A 15,336-nucleotide genomic window follows, 5' to 3' on the forward strand; every position below is an offset into this window, starting at 1 on the left:
TATGAAAAAATTAATTATCGGAATTGCTTTGATTTCGATTGTATTCTCGTGTAAAGATTCGAAAGAAATAAAAACAGCTAAGGCTACTGAGGTTGTTGTTAAAGCTGTTAGTAAGGATTCTGTTAAGCAGAATGAAGTTGTTTCGGATGAAGATTTTAAAAGTGATTTTGATATTTTGTTACCTCGAAGCTATCGAAGTTATGGAGCTGAAAATCCAGCTGCTTCCTTAACTGAGAAATGGATTGATTTGTACGAACAAAATGGAGAGTATTATTTAGGGAAAGCAGATTTTAAAACGGAGAAAGGATTTGATGAGTGCTCTGGAGATTCTTTGATATCAATTATTTCTAAAAATAGAACAATTATTTTTATGGATTATCCTGGTTTGAAATTTGGGAAAATAAAGTCTTTAAAAATTGAAAAAAATAAAGTTTGGCCTAAAGAAAAAGCGACTTATTTGTTTAATAATGTTAGCTATACTTTGAGAGCTGAAGGGAAAGTTCTTTCTTCGTCAATGGTGCATACTGATGATGATAAGCAAGAGGTTTTTAAAGAGGTTGAGAATTATAAACTTTATTTAACCACAGGAAATACTAAAGAGCAATTGCTTTTAACAGAGGAATCGTTTAATGATACATTTGTAGTATTGCTTTTTGCAGGCGATATTGATGGTGATGGAAAATTAGATTTTGTTTTTGGCGCAAATAGGCATTATGAAGAGGAGCGAGTGATTTTGTTTCTTTCGTCAAAGGCTAAAAATGGTGAAGCAGTAAAAAAAGTTTCTGAAGTTGCAATAGGGTTTGATTGCTAATCAAATCTACTTTTAATAAAATATAAAATGAAAATAAAACAATACAGAACGCAATTTATTCAAGAGCTTTCGGGGATTTATGATGTTCTGGAAGTAGAGAGTTTTTTCTATTTAATTCTTGAAGAAAAAAGAAATCTCAAGCAAATAGATTTGGCTTTAAATCCTGATTTGACTTTTTCGGAACAAGAAATTGAGGAGTGGAGCGTGTTGGTTGCTGAATTAAAAAAAGAAATTCCGATTCAGTATTTATTAGGGAAGACTAATTTTTATGGATTGGATTTTGAGGTAAATTCAAATGTTTTGATTCCGCGACCTGAAACAGAAGAGTTGGTAGAGTGGATTGTAAAAGAAAATTCAAATATTGAAAAGCACAAAGAGTTAAAGATCTTGGATATAGGAACAGGGAGTGGTTGTATTGCAATTTCGCTGGCTAAGAACCTTCCAAAAGCTCAGGTTTCTGCTATTGATGTTTCGGAGAATGCTTTGGCCACTGCTAAGAAGAATGCTGATTCTAATAGTGTTTCAGTTACTTTTTTACATCGAAATATTTTGGAAACCGAAGATTTAATGCAGGAATTTGATGTTATTGTTTCTAATCCGCCCTATGTTCGGAATTTGGAGAAAGAAGAAATCAAGAAGAATGTTTTAGATAATGAACCTCATTTAGCACTTTTTGTTGAAGATAATGACGCATTGATTTTTTACAGAAAAATAGCTGAGTTAGCAAAGAAAAATTTAGTAAAAAACGGAAGTCTTTATTTTGAAATCAATCAGTATTTAGGAAAAGAAACTGTTGAATTGCTTGAGAACTTAGGCTTTAAAAACATCGAATTACGTAAAGATATTTACGATAATGATAGGATGATTTTTTGTAGAAAGTAAGATGTTGTGAGTGAGATGTTGTGAGTGAGATGTTGTGAGTGAGATGTGAAATGTTATTAGGGGTGTTTTCTGCAAGTTTTTTTAAACTTGCAGAAAACACTTAACACTAAAAGAATCTACTCGTAGCGTAATGCTTCAATAGGATCGAGTTTGGAAGCTTTTATTGCGGGATATAATCCAGAAACAATGGCAACCATAAAACTAGTGCTGAAAGCAGCAAAAATTGCTCCCCATGGAATTACAAATACAAAATTCATAGCTGTAGAAATTCCGAAGCCAATTAAAATCCCAAGAATAATTCCGACTAGACCGCCTAATTGTCCGATTAGTAAAGTTTCAATAAAAAACTGAACGGCAATAGTTGTCTTTTTGGCACCTAATGCTTTACGAACACCAATTTCGCGTGTACGTTCTGTTACTGACACAATCATAATATTCATTAAGGCAATCGATGAGCCTAGGATAGTGATGACACTAATACACCATGCAGCTATGCCTAGATATTGTGTGATGCTTAGAATACGATTAATAAGGTCATCGCTTCGTACTACACCAAAATTATTATCACGAGTGGGGCTTAATTTTCGAACTCGACGCATGGTGCTTGTTGCGTTGTCTATGGCTTGATCGAGGAGTTCTTTTTTAGAAACCATTACGCTTATAGTGTAATTTATGTTTGGAGCAGTAAATAATGAACGTGCTACCTGTATCGGGATTAGTACGCGTAAATCCTGGCTGTTTCCAAAAGTGGATCCTTTTTCTTTTAATACCCCAATTACTCTAAAGCGTGCTCCTCGAATAGAGATGATCTTATCGATTGGATTCACATCTTTTAGTAAGCCCTTCATAAAATCGGAACCTAGTATACATACATAGGTATTGTTTTCGATGTCAAACTGATTAAAGGTTCTGCCGATGCTGGTTTCTAGGCCTGAATTGCCAATAAAATGCTCATCGACGCCTAGAACTTTAATTTCGGGGTCGGTTTTAGTAGAAAGGTATCTTACTTCGGCAGTAGAAGTTGCTGTAAATGAAAGCGATGTTTCTGTAAATGGGTATCTGAATTTGTTTTTGAAAGCGACAGCTTCAGGATAAGAAATAATTGGATTGATAACTTCTCTTTCGTTACCACCTCGGTTTCTAACTTCATTTTCGTACTGATTAATATTGAAAGTATTTGCTCCCATAGAAGCAAAATCAGTAGAAATAGTATTTTCTAAAGCCGAAACTACGGTTAGGATTCCGACTAAAGCAGTGATGCCGATTGCGATAATTAAAACGGTTAGAATCGTTCGTAATAATTGAGTTCGAATCGAACCAAATGCAATTCGGATATTTTCTTTGAATAATTTTAGCATCATACTAGTTTGTCACGAAAATACAATTTTTGTTACAAGTTTGTTTTAGAAGAGTCATTAATTTATTTTAAAAGTGAGATATTTGCATTCGATTTACAATTTTGAGAAATCTGAAATCTTAAGTCTAAAATTTAAAATACCAAATTAAATGGCATCAAAACCTAGTATTCCTAAAGGAACCAGAGATTTTTCACCTACAGAGGTGGCGAAACGTCAATATATTATTCAAATTATAAAAAGTAATTTCGAGAAATTTGGTTTTCAACCAATCGAAACACCTTCATTTGAAAATTCGGAAACCTTAATGGGTAAATATGGAGAAGAAGGAGATCGTTTGATTTTTAAAATATTAAACTCTGGTGATTATTTGTCTAAAGCAAACGAAGCGCATTTAGAAGCAAAAGATAGTACAAAATTAACTTCTAGTATTTCTGAAAAAGCGTTGCGTTATGACTTAACTGTTCCTTTTGCTAGATATGTGGTACAACACCAAAACGAAATTGAATTTCCTTTTAAAAGATATCAGATTCAGCCAGTTTGGCGTGCTGACCGTCCGCAAAAAGGACGTTTTAGAGAGTTTTTTCAGTGTGACGCTGATGTTGTAGGGTCTAAATCATTGTGGCAGGAAGTAGAGTTGGTACAATTGTATGATACTGTTTTTACCTCTTTGGGATTAAATGGGGTTACTATAAAAATAAATAACCGAAAAATATTATCAGGAATTGCTGAAGTAATTGGTGCTTCGGATAAATTAATTGACTTTACAGTAGCGCTAGATAAGCTTGATAAAATAGGCGAAGATGGTGTGAAAAAAGAAATGATGGAGAAAGGAATTTCTGAAGAAGCGCTTGTAAAAGTGCAGCCATTATTTAGTTTTACAGGGACTATTTCGGATAAAATTAATCAGCTTTCAGATTTATTAGCTTCTTCTGAAGAAGGTATGAAAGGGGTGGAGGAATTGCGATTTATATGTGATAATGTTTTAAGCTTAGGTCTGTCTACGGCAATTTTAGATTTAGATGTTACACTAGCTCGTGGTCTTAATTATTATACAGGAGCAATTTTTGAAATTGGTGCACCTAAAACTGTAGCAATGGGATCTGTTGGTGGTGGTGGAAGATATGATGATTTAACTGGTATTTTTGGATTAAAAAATATGAGTGGAGTTGGAATATCTTTCGGATTAGATCGTATTTATTTAGTGCTTGATGAGTTGCAATTGTTTCCAGAAACTGTTATAGCAACTTCTAAAGCTTTGTTTATAAACTATGGTGATAAAGAAGCATTTTATGCACTAAAAGCAATTCAGGAATTAAGAAAAGAAAATATAAAAGTTGAATTATATCCTGATAATGTAAAGGTAGGGAAGCAGTTTCAGCATGCTGATAAACGTGCGATTCCTTATGCGGTTATAGCAGGAGAACAAGAAATTGAATCAAATTCATATTCACTTAAGAATTTGCTGACTGGTGAACAAGTTTCAGTTGATTTGGAAGGGTTGAAAGCGGCTTTGCTTGTGTAATCACAAAGAATACAGTCCCAATTGCTATCGTAAAGTATGAAAAGTTTTAATCTGATTTAAAAATACAGATTTCACAAATATTTGATGGTGATTGTGTTAGTGAATTATTAGCGTTTATCCGTTTAATTCTTTTTAAATTTGTTTGAAATAATTGGTGAGAAAGAAAAAAATACATTTAATTTGCGGCCTTAAGTTACGGGCGTAGTTCAAGGGTAGAATAGCGGTCTCCAAAACCGTTGATGGGGGTTCGAATCCCTCCGCCCGTGCAATAAAGTAGTATTAATAACAACAGTTATTAATTATTTAGCAGAGGCTTTCGTAGCGTTAAAGGTTAAAAAGCATAAAAAAAGCTTCGTCTATTAGGCGAAGCTTTTTTAATATAGTAAAGTTGAATTAATAATTTATTATAAGTGCCGAAGCTAACTTTATAAATTTAATTTTGATAGGTAAAACTAACTATTTTGTAATTACCTCAAATGTATCTAATCTATACTGCAATTTTCTTAAAATTATATTAATTTTTTGAGAATATGATTGCTCCAGAAGTATTAATTAATGGCTGAATAAAATGAAAATTTGTCAAAAGATGACAATTTGACATTTTATAAGATTTGGCAGTACTTTTGCAATCCATAGAAAAGAATAAAAAAATGAAGTTTAAGAATATTTTTAAAAATAAAAGTAATATGACTACGGAGAATACAGAAATCGATCAAGAAATAGATGACGTAACGTTAGAGAATAATGCCAATGGCGAACAGATTATTCTTGAGGAATTAAGTGTAGAAGAACAATTATCTCAAGACTTAGCAAGAGAGAAAGATAAATTCTTGAGGTTATTTGCTGAATTTGAAAATTACAAAAAAAGAACTTCAAAAGAAAGAATGGATTTGTTTAAAACTGCTAATCAAGAGGTATTGCTAGCTATGCTTCCTGTATTAGATGATTTTGACAGAGCACTAGTTGAAATCAATAAATCTGATGATGAGCTTTTGGCAAAAGGAGTAGAGTTAATCTATGACAAACTAAAAAGTACATTGACGGCTAAAGGTTTAGAGCAAGTAGAAGTTAGAGCAGGTGATGCATTTAATGCAGACTATGCTGAAGCAATTACTCAAATTCCTGCCCCTTCGGATAAACTAAAAGGTAAGATTGTTGATGTACTTGAGAAAGGATACAAATTAGGAGACAAAATTATTCGTTATCCTAAAGTGGTTATTGGAAACTAAAATAACAAATTATAAATCCCAAATCCCAAATAGATAGTTTTGAAAGTTCAGAATTGAGTTATTTATTGGGTTTTGTTTTTTGGAATTTAAACAATTATGAAAAAAGATTTTTACGAAATATTAGGCATTTCAAAAAATGCGGATGCTGCCGAGATTAAAAAAGCGTACCGTAAATGTGCGTTAAAATATCATCCGGATAAAAATCCGGACAACAAAGAGGCAGAAGAGAACTTCAAATTGGCTGCAGAAGCATATGAAGTTTTAAGCGACCCTAATAAAAAAGCCAAATACGATCAATACGGACACCAAGCCTTTGATGGTTCAGGTGGTTTTGGAGGTGGAGGACATGGTGGCATGAATATGGATGACATATTCAGTCAGTTTGGCGACATCTTCGGAGGCGGATTTGGTGGTTTCGGAGGCGGCGGAGGCGGCGGTCCTCGTCGTACTAAAGGAAGCAATCTTAGAATAAAAGTTAAATTAACTTTAGAAGAGATTGCAAATGGCGTTGAGAAAAAAGTAAAAGTAAAACGTAAGGTTCAAGCCAAAGGGGTTACTTATAAAACATGTTCTACATGTAATGGTCAAGGGCAGGTAATGCGTGTGACTAATACAATTTTAGGTAGAATGCAATCTGCTTCGACTTGTCCAAGTTGTGGAGGTTCTGGTCAGATTTTAGATAAAAAACCAGCCAATGCAGATTCGCAAGGAATGGTTCAGGAAGATGAAACTGTATCAATCAAAATTCCAGCAGGAGTTGTTGATGGAATGCAGTTAAAAGTTTCTGGTAAAGGAAACGATGCGCCAGGAAATAGTGTACCAGGTGATTTAATTGTTGCAATTGAAGAACTTGAGCACGATGTCTTGAAGCGTGAAGGAGAAAATTTACATTACGATTTATATATAAGTTTTCCAGAAGCTGTTTTAGGTATCTCAAAAGATATTGAAGCAATTAACGGAAAAGTACGAATTAAATTAGAAGAAGGAATTCAATCAGGAAAAATTCTGAGATTGAAAGGAAAAGGAATTCCAAGTATCAATGGATACGGAAGCGGTGATTTATTAGTACATGTAAATGTTTGGACACCAAAAACATTGAGCAAAGAACAAAAACAGTTTTTTGAAAATGCTTTAACGGATGAACATTTTATTCCGAATCCTGAGAAAACGGATAAATCATTTTTTGAAAAAGTAAAAGATATGTTTTCATAAATACATCTTGTCTTTTATAAAACGTTACAATTAATTTAGAAACCCATCTTAACTTTGTTTTAGGATGGGTTTTTTTTTGTAACAATACTAAGTATTCGCTACTAATTATTTACTTTTACACACGCGAGGCCAAAATGGCCAAATTGACTTAGTAAACCCACAAAAAAGCATGAGCAACTTACTCGAAGTACATAATGTCGTAAAACAATACGGTGATTATGTTGCGCTTAACGAAGTTTCATTGAATGTTCCAAAAGGTAGTATTTATGGGCTATTAGGTCCTAATGGAGCCGGAAAAACATCTCTTATACGAATTATAAATCAGATTACTTTGCCAGATAGTGGAGAAGTGATTCTTGATGGCGAAAAATTACAACCTAAACATGTTCAGCATATCGGATATCTTCCTGAAGAAAGAGGACTGTACAGTTCTATGAAAGTAGGAGAACAATGTTTGTATCTGGCTCAGATGAAAGGATTGTCTAAAGCCGAAGCTAAAAAACAATTAGAATATTGGTTTGATAGATTAGAAATACAAGGATGGTGGAACAAAAAAGTTCAAGAGCTATCAAAAGGAATGGCACAAAAAATCCAGTTTGTAGTTTGTGTATTGCATAAACCAAAATTATTGATTTTTGATGAGCCATTTTCTGGTTTTGACCCGGTTAATGCCAATGTCATAAAAGATGAAATTTTGGCATTAAAAGAACAAGGTTCAACAATCATCTTTTCGACACATCGAATGGAAAGTGTAGAGGAGCTTTGCGATCATATTGCTTTAATTCATAAATCGAATAAACTAATTGAAGGAAAATTGGTCGATGTAAAAAGACAGTTTAAGACAAATAGTTTTGAGTTAGGGATATTAACAGACAATATAGAAGGTTTGATGTATGATATTACACAAAAATTCACTGTTTTACCTGCCAATTTTAAATCATTGGGTGACGAATTAAAACTGGAAATTCAGATTGGAAATGCAACGCCAAATGAATTATTGAATATATTAACGCAACGCGGACAGGTGACTCATTTTGTTGAGAAAATTCCAAGTGTAAACGATATTTTTATTCAAACAGTAACCAAATAGATTGTTAGACTTGCTTAGATTTTTGGACAACTTAGATTAATTTTAAAATCTAATAAACCCAAGAAAGTCTAGAGAAATCAAAAAAATGAATAATCAAATAATCTAAGCAAGTCTAAGTAGTCTAAAAATCTAACAATCTAAAATAAAAAATGAGTATTATATCATTAATTATAAAAAGAGAATTTATTTCTAAAGTTCGTAATAAGTCTTTTGTCGTAATGACTTTTTTAAGTCCGCTATTGTTTGTTGGGATAGCTGCTTTTATCGGATATTTAAGTTCCATGAAAGCCGACACAAAGCGTATTGCAATTCATGACGAAACGGGTTTGTTTGCTGCGCAGTTTACAAAGCAGAATGTAAAAAATATTGAGTTTAGATATCTCGACCTATCCAAAGTACCTTTACAATCTTTAAAAGATAGTATCGCCAAAGAACGTTTAGACGGATTGCTTTTGATTCCTAAAACTGATAAAATAAAGGATTTAGAAAGTAAAATCGAATTTATATCCAACAATAGTCCGAGTATTGCTTTTATTGAAAATACACAAAATACAATTGCTGATGAGATTACGAGAATTAATTTTCAAGAAGCAAATCTTGATACATTGGCTATAAAAAATGCTCAGGCAAATGTAAATATACATCTTGCAAAAGCATCGGGGGAGGAAAGCTTAAAAGGATTAAATGAAATAAAAATTGCAATTGGAGGGTCTTTTGGTTACTTGATAATGATGTTTATTGTTATTTATGGTAATATGGTTATGCGAAGTGTAATCGAAGAAAAAACCAATCGAATTATAGAGATTATTATTTCATCAGTAAAACCTTTTCAGTTGATGATGGGGAAGATAATCGGAACTTCTTTGGCAGGTTTATTGCAGTTTTTAATTTGGGCTATAATAGGATTTGCTTTAATGTTTGCAGCATCAGCATTTTTTGGTGTAAACGTGGGGCCAACGGCTAAGATTCCGCCAGAATTAATGCAGGTAGCGCAAAAAGAATTGATAGGTACTGCTCAGATGTATATTAATGAATTATGGAGTTTGCCAATTGCAAGTATCTTAATTGGATTTGTAGTTTATTTCATAGGAGGCTACTTTTTATATAGTTCGTTTTATGCAGCTATTGGAGCGGCAGTTGACAATCAAACGGATTCTCAGCAATTTCTATTACCTATTATAATGCCTTTGATTTTGAGTGTTTATATTGGTTTCTTTACTGTGGTAAATGACCCACATGGGACTATTGCAGTAGTGTTTTCGATGATACCGCTTACTTCACCAATTGTTATGTTAATGCGACTTCCGTTTGGAGTGCCTTGGTGGCAAATAGTTATTTCAGTAACTTTATTGTTTGCTTCATTTTTTGCAGTAGTTTGGTTTGCTGCCAAAATTTATCGCGTAGGAATATTGATGTATGGCAAGAAGCCTACATGGAGAGAATTGTATAAATGGCTTAAATATTAATTTTTTAAAAGTTACTAAGGGGTGAGTTACTGAGTTGCTAAGATTAGCTTCTTTCAAAAAAAAACTCAGAACCTTAGGACTTGAGAATTTTAGAACCTCAAAAAAATGAGTAGAATACTAATTATAGAAGACGAAGCAGCTATACGTAGAGTGCTTACTAAGATACTATCAGAAGAAAATGATAGCTATCAGGTAGAAGATGCAGAAGATGGTGTTTCAGGATTAGAGAAGATAAAAAACAACGATTACGATTTGGTTTTGTGTGATATCAAAATGCCAAAAATGGATGGTGTTGAGGTATTGGAAGAAGTGAAAAAAATTAAACCAGAGATTCCGATGGTTATGATTTCTGGACATGGTGACATGGAAACGGCAATTCATACAATGCGCCTTGGAGCATTTGATTATATTTCAAAACCACCAGATTTAAATCGTTTATTAAATACAGTTCGTAATGCTTTAGACAGAAAAAAACTTGTTGTTGAAAATAAGATTTTAAAGAAAAAAGTAAGTAAGAATTACGAAATGATTGGTGATAGTGAAGCTATTAGTCATATTAAAGTGATGATTGATAAAGTAGCTGAAACGGAAGCTAGAGTTTTAATTACTGGGCCTAACGGAACAGGAAAAGAGCTAGTAGCACATCAATTACATGAAAAAAGCGGACGTTCTAATTTTCCTTTAATTGAGGTGAATTGTGCTGCAATTCCTAGCGAGTTAATCGAAAGTGAATTGTTTGGTCATGTAAAAGGAGCTTTTACATCGGCTGTAAAAGATAGAGCAGGTAAGTTTGAAGCAGCAGATAAAGGAACTATTTTTCTAGATGAAATTGGAGATATGAGTCTTTCAGCTCAAGCAAAAGTATTGCGTGCTTTACAAGAAAGTATGATTACCAGAGTAGGAGCTGAGAAAGATATAAAAGTAGATGTTCGCGTCGTTGCTGCAACCAACAAAGATTTAAAAACAGAAATTGCTGAAGGGCGTTTCCGTGAAGATTTATACCACCGTTTGGCAGTGATTTTAATAAAAGTGCCAGCATTGAATGATAGAAGAGAAGATATTCCGGCTTTGGTTTCGCATTTTGCCGAAAAAATAGCTTCAGAACAAGGGAATGCCGTTAAATTGTTTTCGTCTCAGGCGATACAATTATTGCAAGAATATGATTGGACAGGAAATATCAGAGAATTAAGAAACGTTGTAGAGCGCCTTATTATATTAGGAGGAAGCGAAATTTCTGAAACAGATGTGAAGATGTTCGCAAGTAAATAAAATTTAATTAAATGATTTTAAAATTAAATGATTGAAAGATTGGGCTACTAGTTTGATTTTTAATTGTTCAATTTTTTAATCTTTCAATCTTTGAAGATGAAACTAAAAAAAATAAACGAAAAGTTACAGGAAGCATTAATCGAAAACGGTTTAACCGAAGCTAATGCATTGCAGCAGGAAACTTTTTCTACGCTAAAGAGTGGAGTAGATTGTATTATTGTGGCTCCAAAGGGAAGCGGAAAATCAACAACGATTGTATTGAACGTTATTCAGCAATTGGCTGGTAAAAATGAAGAGTCACCACGTGCTTTGATTATTGTAGAAGATAAAGCAAAGGTGCTAGAAATGGAAGAGCTTTTTGAAAAGTACGGAAAGTACAATAATCTTGAAGTTTACGGAGTGCATGATAAAGGAGATATGGATTATGATAAAAACTACATTTCAACGGGTGTAGATGTCTTAATTGGAACTCCAAATAAATTAAGCGATATGTTTACTACTGCAGGGTATAATGTAAACCGTTTGAAAATGTTTATTTTGGATGATGCAGATCCAATTTTGAAATTACGTCATGAAACTAAAATTATGCGTATTTCAAATAGTATTGCCAAAACACAGCGAATTGTTTTTGCAGAAAAACTTACTGAACGTATTGAAATTTTGACAGATAAAATGTTACTTGAGCCTTATTTGTTTGAAATAGATGAGGAAGACAACAATGAGGATGAAGAGGAAGATATTGAAGAATAGATTTTAATTTAAGTTATTAATAAATAAAATAGAAACGATATGGGATTAATGAAAGTGTTTTCGGGAAGTGGAATTTTAGCACAAGCTTTACAATTAAAATTAGAAGAGGCACAGGTACCGACAGAAATTAGAGATAATACTCAATCGGCTCGTTTAGCTGGTTTTGGTGGTTCAGATTTAGCTGTTGAGGTATTTATTCAAGAGACTGATTTTGCTAAAGCAAACCCTGTTATTGAAGATTTTAAAATGAGTCTTTAACGATTAACTATTTGGCTCAGTTTACAGTCTTGGTTATTCTGAATTTACTGAAAGGCAAGACTGTAACTGAATATTTAAAAAAAGAATATGCAATACAAAATGTTGGTTTTAGACATGGATGATACCTTGTTGACCGATGACCATAAGATTTCAGATATCAACAAAGAAATGCTTCTTAAAGCCCAAGAACTGGGAGTTTATGTAGTTTTGGCTTCAGGTAGACCAACTTCGGCAATGACTTCTTTTGCCAAAGAACTGGAATTAGATTTAAACAATTCATATATGATTTCTTTTAACGGAGCTGTTATTAGTACTGTTAAAGACAACGAAATTCTTTTTGAACAAACTTTGTCAAAAGAGCAAATTCATGAATTGTATGATTACAGTATAGAAAAGAAAACACATATTATTACGTATTTGAATAATGAAATTATCAGCGAAACTGATTCTGAATTTATTGAAATAGAAAAGGTGATTACGGGTTTAAAACATACTAAAGTAGCTAGTTTTAAAGAAGCAGTTACTACGTCTGCAGTAAAATGTATTTTGCTTGAAGAACCAAGTTATTTAAAAGGACTTGAGGCCGATTTAAAGGCTACGATGCCTCATTTAAGTGTAGCAATGTCAAAGCCTTTTTTCTTAGAGGTAGCTCAAAACGGAATTGATAAAGCAGCAAGCTTAAAGCTTTTGGCGGAGAAATTAAATATCAATCAATCGGAGATTATTGCTGTAGGAAATGCAGGTAATGATTTGTCAATGATAGAATATGCTGGTTTAGGAGTTTGGGTAGATAATGTTACTCCCGAATTACGAGATAAGGCAGATGTAATTGTAGCATCAAATAACAATCACGGTGTTGCCGAGGTTGTACAACGTTATATCTTGAATTAAATATTTTATATAATGAAAGCTTCAATAGAAACTGAACGTTTATTGCTAAGAGAATTCCTTTCTACTGATGATAAAGGAATGTTTGAACTTGATTCGAATCCAAATGTACATAAGTATTTAGGAAATAAGCCAGTGACTCATATTGATGAAAGCCGTGCTTATATTGAATTTGTTCATCAGCAATATAAAGATTTTGGAACTGGACGTTGGGCAGTAATTCTTAAAGAAAGCAATACTTTTATAGGTTGGTCTGGAATTAAATTCATTACAGAAAGTATCAATAACCATAAGGATTTCTATGAAATTGGTTATCGTTTTATTGAAGAGTATTGGGGTAAAGGATATGCTACCGAAGCAGGAAAGGCTTTTATAGATTATGCTTTTAATGAAATGAAAGTAGAAGCTATTTATGCTTATGCAGATAAAGGAAATGCGGGTTCTAGAAATACACTAGAAAAGCTTGGATTAAAATATGTAAATTCCTTTATACTAGATGAAGGGGAAGAAGTTTGGTATGAACTAAAGAATCCTAATTTTTAGACCTAGATTTTAAAATGTTTTGTGTTTACAAATCTGAATATTTCTTTTTGAATTCTGAAGGAGTAAGTTTCGTCATTTTTTTGAAAATAGTATTAAAAGATGTTTTCGAGTTGAATCCCGACTCGTAGGCGATACCCAGTATAGAGAATTTTTTTTGTGAATTATCCAATAGCAATTTTTTAGCCAAATCAATTCTGTATTTGTTTACAAACTGAAAGAAATTCTGATTGAAACCAGTATTTAAGAGATAAGATAATTGATGAATATTAATTTGCAGCAGATCCGAAAGTTTCAACAAGTTAAGTTCCCCATCCAAATAGGGTTTTTCCGTTTCCATTATTGTAATTAATTGCTGTTTTAAATCTTCAAATTCATTATCTGGTATTAATTTCTTCTTATCAGCGAGTATTTTATCTTCTAGTTTTAACGACAATAATTCTTCTCTTTGTTTCTTATTTGTAGGGTAAATTTCCTTTTGTCTTATAGAATAGCGAGAGGCACTATAAGCAATAATTAAGAACAGTAAATCCATGATAAAATGTTCATTTCTTTTATGGATGAATATATTGTAAAGCTCATAGCATACAGTTATAGTTAGTATTATAAAGAACTGTACGATAAGCTCGATGAACCATTGCAAATTGATATTTTCGGTATTAGAAGATATAATCTGTATTCTTTTTTGATGGTGACGAATTTTGAAATAAATAATAATGATGTATAATAAATTATGCGACACTCCAATAAACATTGCAACAATATAAAATACTTTATTTTCAGAATTAAGTAATAATAAGAAATAGATAAAAGGAATTATAAGACAATATAAGTCATTCTTCCTAAAACGATAATTTGGATTTATAAAAAATACAGCGCTAAAGAATAAGAATATTGGAGTGAATATTTGTAGAATATCAATTATGAATATCAAGAGTCTATTAGGTGAGAACCCACAAAAAGTTAAAACATCCAGAAACCAAAATGTTGACCAGAAAAACAGAAATAAACCAAAGAAAAAATTACCTTTCTTGTTAACATTCATTGGGTTAGATAATACAATATGAGATTGTAAAATAAGACCTCCATATAATAAAACAATGACAAATTTCTGAAGATTTTCAAACTGCATTATTCCAAATTTTTATGGGTTACAATGTTTTAAAGGATATGTTTTTTTTAGAATTATTAAAAGTAATCAAATTTATTAATGATTTACTTTTTATGCGGAATTATATAAATGAGAAGGTAAAGAGGAGGAAAGTCAAAGTTTTATTTGTGTAAAACTAAGCCTTAGTTTATTTAAGAGAAGTAATTGAAGTTTGACCAAGGTTTGAATTGTTTATGGTCAAGAAAAAAGAATTCCAAATTTTTGTAATCTTAGCGTACTATGATGTGCAAAAATTTGGAAAACGGTTTGTAGGTTATAATACTTTGGGGAGTGTATTATTTTTTAGCTACTGAAATAAAATATTTATTTCCATCACCCATTGTAAGTTTTACACGCTCGTCGCAAACATCAATAGAGTAATTAGCATTCTCGTAACAAGTACAAGTTGTATTTTTATCTTTAGACATTTCAGTTTTACAGTTGTTGCTTTTGTAAGTTGACAATTGTGGAGTGTACAATGAAACTAAATCAGTCGAAGCAGTTACTAATGATATAATACTTGCAGTATTACCATTTGCAATTCTATAAACGATTCTATCTGTATAAGAGATATCATTTACCGTTACTTTTCTGATGTAGGTATAAGCAGTAGAACCTTCTTCAACAGATTTTACTTCAAATTTAAATCCAATACTACGAATTTCAATATCAAATTTTGATTGTGAATTGTAACTTGCCCAAGAGGTAAGTGTAGCAATTGAAGGAAAAGGATTTGTAGTTGGTGTACTAGCAGTTTGTGCCTGAACTCCAAAAGTAGTTAATAGCATTAATAAGATTGTGGGGAAAAATGCTTTCATGTTTTTTTAATTAATTTTAATACCTACTCTATATGGTTTTCGGCTTGCCCATTCATGTTTTTATTCAATTAAGAACTTTAATAACTTTATGAA

15 protein-coding genes and 1 tRNA gene are annotated in these 15,336 nt (G+C 32.3%); 13 read left to right on the plus strand and 3 right to left on the minus strand.

The genetic code is table 11. From position 1 onward, the window contains the following. The first annotated feature begins 1 nt into the window (after window position 1). Window positions 2-811, plus strand: coding sequence for a hypothetical protein (locus LNQ49_RS17690; RefSeq protein WP_229990335.1), 810 nt, complete (start codon window positions 2-4; stop codon window positions 809-811). Between the two features lie 27 nt (window positions 812-838). Further along, window positions 839-1,693 (plus strand): peptide chain release factor N(5)-glutamine methyltransferase, encoded by an 855-nt coding sequence (gene prmC, locus LNQ49_RS17695; RefSeq protein WP_229990336.1) that lies wholly within the window; start codon window positions 839-841, stop codon window positions 1,691-1,693. A gap of 116 nt (window positions 1,694-1,809) precedes the next feature. Here the strand turns inward: prmC and LNQ49_RS17700 are convergent, their stop codons facing one another. After that, window positions 1,810-3,054, minus strand: coding sequence for an ABC transporter permease (locus LNQ49_RS17700; RefSeq protein WP_229990337.1), 1,245 nt, complete (start codon window positions 3,052-3,054; stop codon window positions 1,810-1,812). A gap of 145 nt (window positions 3,055-3,199) precedes the next feature. On the opposite strand from LNQ49_RS17700, the gene hisS reads away from it, so the two are divergent. The 11 genes from hisS (at window position 3,200) to LNQ49_RS17755 (ending at window position 13,278) form a co-directional block, all read left to right on the plus strand. Continuing rightward, a complete protein-coding gene (gene hisS, locus LNQ49_RS17705; RefSeq protein WP_229990338.1) occupies window positions 3,200-4,573 on the plus strand; it encodes a histidine--tRNA ligase in 1,374 nt (457 codons plus the stop codon). Between the two features lie 195 nt (window positions 4,574-4,768). After that, window positions 4,769-4,839, plus strand: a tRNA-Trp gene (locus LNQ49_RS17710). 384 nt (window positions 4,840-5,223) lie between these two features. Then, on the plus strand, window positions 5,224-5,802 hold the full coding sequence (locus LNQ49_RS17715; RefSeq protein ID WP_229990339.1) for a nucleotide exchange factor GrpE: 579 nt from the start codon (window positions 5,224-5,226) through the stop codon (window positions 5,800-5,802). Between the two features lie 96 nt (window positions 5,803-5,898). After that, complete coding sequence (dnaJ, locus tag LNQ49_RS17720) at window positions 5,899-7,014, plus strand: molecular chaperone DnaJ (protein WP_229990340.1); 1,116 nt, start codon at window positions 5,899-5,901, stop codon at window positions 7,012-7,014. 169 nt (window positions 7,015-7,183) lie between these two features. Next, window positions 7,184-8,104: an ABC transporter ATP-binding protein gene (locus LNQ49_RS17725; protein ID WP_229990341.1), complete on the plus strand. Its 921-nt coding sequence runs from the start codon at window positions 7,184-7,186 to the stop codon at window positions 8,102-8,104. 149 nt (window positions 8,105-8,253) lie between these two features. Next, the gene (locus tag LNQ49_RS17730; protein ID WP_229990342.1) at window positions 8,254-9,570 is read left to right on the plus strand and encodes an ABC transporter permease; all 1,317 of its coding nucleotides are present in this window, start codon (window positions 8,254-8,256) and stop codon (window positions 9,568-9,570) included. A gap of 105 nt (window positions 9,571-9,675) precedes the next feature. After that, window positions 9,676-10,839, plus strand: coding sequence for a sigma-54-dependent transcriptional regulator (locus LNQ49_RS17735; RefSeq protein ID WP_229990343.1), 1,164 nt, complete (start codon window positions 9,676-9,678; stop codon window positions 10,837-10,839). 96 nt (window positions 10,840-10,935) lie between these two features. After that, a complete protein-coding gene (locus tag LNQ49_RS17740; RefSeq protein ID WP_229990344.1) occupies window positions 10,936-11,589 on the plus strand; it encodes a DEAD/DEAH box helicase in 654 nt (217 codons plus the stop codon). A 39-nt stretch (window positions 11,590-11,628) separates the two neighbouring features. Further along, window positions 11,629-11,847 carry a putative signal transducing protein gene (locus LNQ49_RS17745; RefSeq protein WP_229990345.1) on the plus strand — a complete coding sequence of 73 codons (219 nt, stop codon included), beginning with the start codon at window positions 11,629-11,631 and terminating at the stop codon, window positions 11,845-11,847. Window positions 11,848-11,934: 87 nt separating this feature from the next. After that, a complete protein-coding gene (locus LNQ49_RS17750) occupies window positions 11,935-12,738 on the plus strand; it encodes a Cof-type HAD-IIB family hydrolase (RefSeq protein WP_229990346.1) in 804 nt (267 codons plus the stop codon). A 12-nt stretch (window positions 12,739-12,750) separates the two neighbouring features. After that, window positions 12,751-13,278 carry a GNAT family N-acetyltransferase gene (locus LNQ49_RS17755; protein WP_229990347.1) on the plus strand — a complete coding sequence of 176 codons (528 nt, stop codon included), beginning with the start codon at window positions 12,751-12,753 and terminating at the stop codon, window positions 13,276-13,278. A gap of 25 nt (window positions 13,279-13,303) precedes the next feature. Here LNQ49_RS17755 and LNQ49_RS17760 read toward each other — a convergent pair whose 3' ends face one another. Both LNQ49_RS17760 and LNQ49_RS17765 read right to left on the minus strand, forming a co-directional pair. After that, window positions 13,304-14,407, minus strand: coding sequence for a helix-turn-helix domain-containing protein (locus tag LNQ49_RS17760; protein WP_229990348.1), 1,104 nt, complete (start codon window positions 14,405-14,407; stop codon window positions 13,304-13,306). A 314-nt stretch (window positions 14,408-14,721) separates the two neighbouring features. Beyond that, window positions 14,722-15,243: a hypothetical protein gene (locus tag LNQ49_RS17765; protein ID WP_229990349.1), complete on the minus strand. Its 522-nt coding sequence runs from the start codon at window positions 15,241-15,243 to the stop codon at window positions 14,722-14,724. Between the last annotated feature and the right edge of the window lie 93 nt (window positions 15,244-15,336).

It is taken from the genome of Flavobacterium pisciphilum (assembly GCF_020905345.1).
Taxonomy (GTDB): domain Bacteria; phylum Bacteroidota; class Bacteroidia; order Flavobacteriales; family Flavobacteriaceae; genus Flavobacterium; species Flavobacterium pisciphilum.

What these genes read in the sequence shown, in the direction of transcription:
- LNQ49_RS17690 (WP_229990335.1), top strand. Translation starts at nt 2, where the DNA reads ATGAAAAAATTAATTATCGGAATTGCTTTGATTTCGATTGTATTCTCG.
- prmC (WP_229990336.1), top strand. Translation starts at nt 839, where the DNA reads ATGAAAATAAAACAATACAGAACGCAATTTATTCAAGAGCTTTCGGGG.
- LNQ49_RS17700 (WP_229990337.1), bottom strand. Translation starts at nt 3,054, where the DNA reads ATGATGCTAAAATTATTCAAAGAAAATATCCGAATTGCATTTGGTTCG.
- hisS (WP_229990338.1), top strand. Translation starts at nt 3,200, where the DNA reads ATGGCATCAAAACCTAGTATTCCTAAAGGAACCAGAGATTTTTCACCT.
- LNQ49_RS17715 (WP_229990339.1), top strand. Translation starts at nt 5,224, where the DNA reads ATGAAGTTTAAGAATATTTTTAAAAATAAAAGTAATATGACTACGGAG.
- dnaJ (WP_229990340.1), top strand. Translation starts at nt 5,899, where the DNA reads ATGAAAAAAGATTTTTACGAAATATTAGGCATTTCAAAAAATGCGGAT.
- LNQ49_RS17725 (WP_229990341.1), top strand. Translation starts at nt 7,184, where the DNA reads ATGAGCAACTTACTCGAAGTACATAATGTCGTAAAACAATACGGTGAT.
- LNQ49_RS17730 (WP_229990342.1), top strand. Translation starts at nt 8,254, where the DNA reads ATGAGTATTATATCATTAATTATAAAAAGAGAATTTATTTCTAAAGTT.
- LNQ49_RS17735 (WP_229990343.1), top strand. Translation starts at nt 9,676, where the DNA reads ATGAGTAGAATACTAATTATAGAAGACGAAGCAGCTATACGTAGAGTG.
- LNQ49_RS17740 (WP_229990344.1), top strand. Translation starts at nt 10,936, where the DNA reads ATGAAACTAAAAAAAATAAACGAAAAGTTACAGGAAGCATTAATCGAA.
- LNQ49_RS17745 (WP_229990345.1), top strand. Translation starts at nt 11,629, where the DNA reads ATGGGATTAATGAAAGTGTTTTCGGGAAGTGGAATTTTAGCACAAGCT.
- LNQ49_RS17750 (WP_229990346.1), top strand. Translation starts at nt 11,935, where the DNA reads ATGCAATACAAAATGTTGGTTTTAGACATGGATGATACCTTGTTGACC.
- LNQ49_RS17755 (WP_229990347.1), top strand. Translation starts at nt 12,751, where the DNA reads ATGAAAGCTTCAATAGAAACTGAACGTTTATTGCTAAGAGAATTCCTT.
- LNQ49_RS17760 (WP_229990348.1), bottom strand. Translation starts at nt 14,407, where the DNA reads ATGCAGTTTGAAAATCTTCAGAAATTTGTCATTGTTTTATTATATGGA.
- LNQ49_RS17765 (WP_229990349.1), bottom strand. Translation starts at nt 15,243, where the DNA reads ATGAAAGCATTTTTCCCCACAATCTTATTAATGCTATTAACTACTTTT.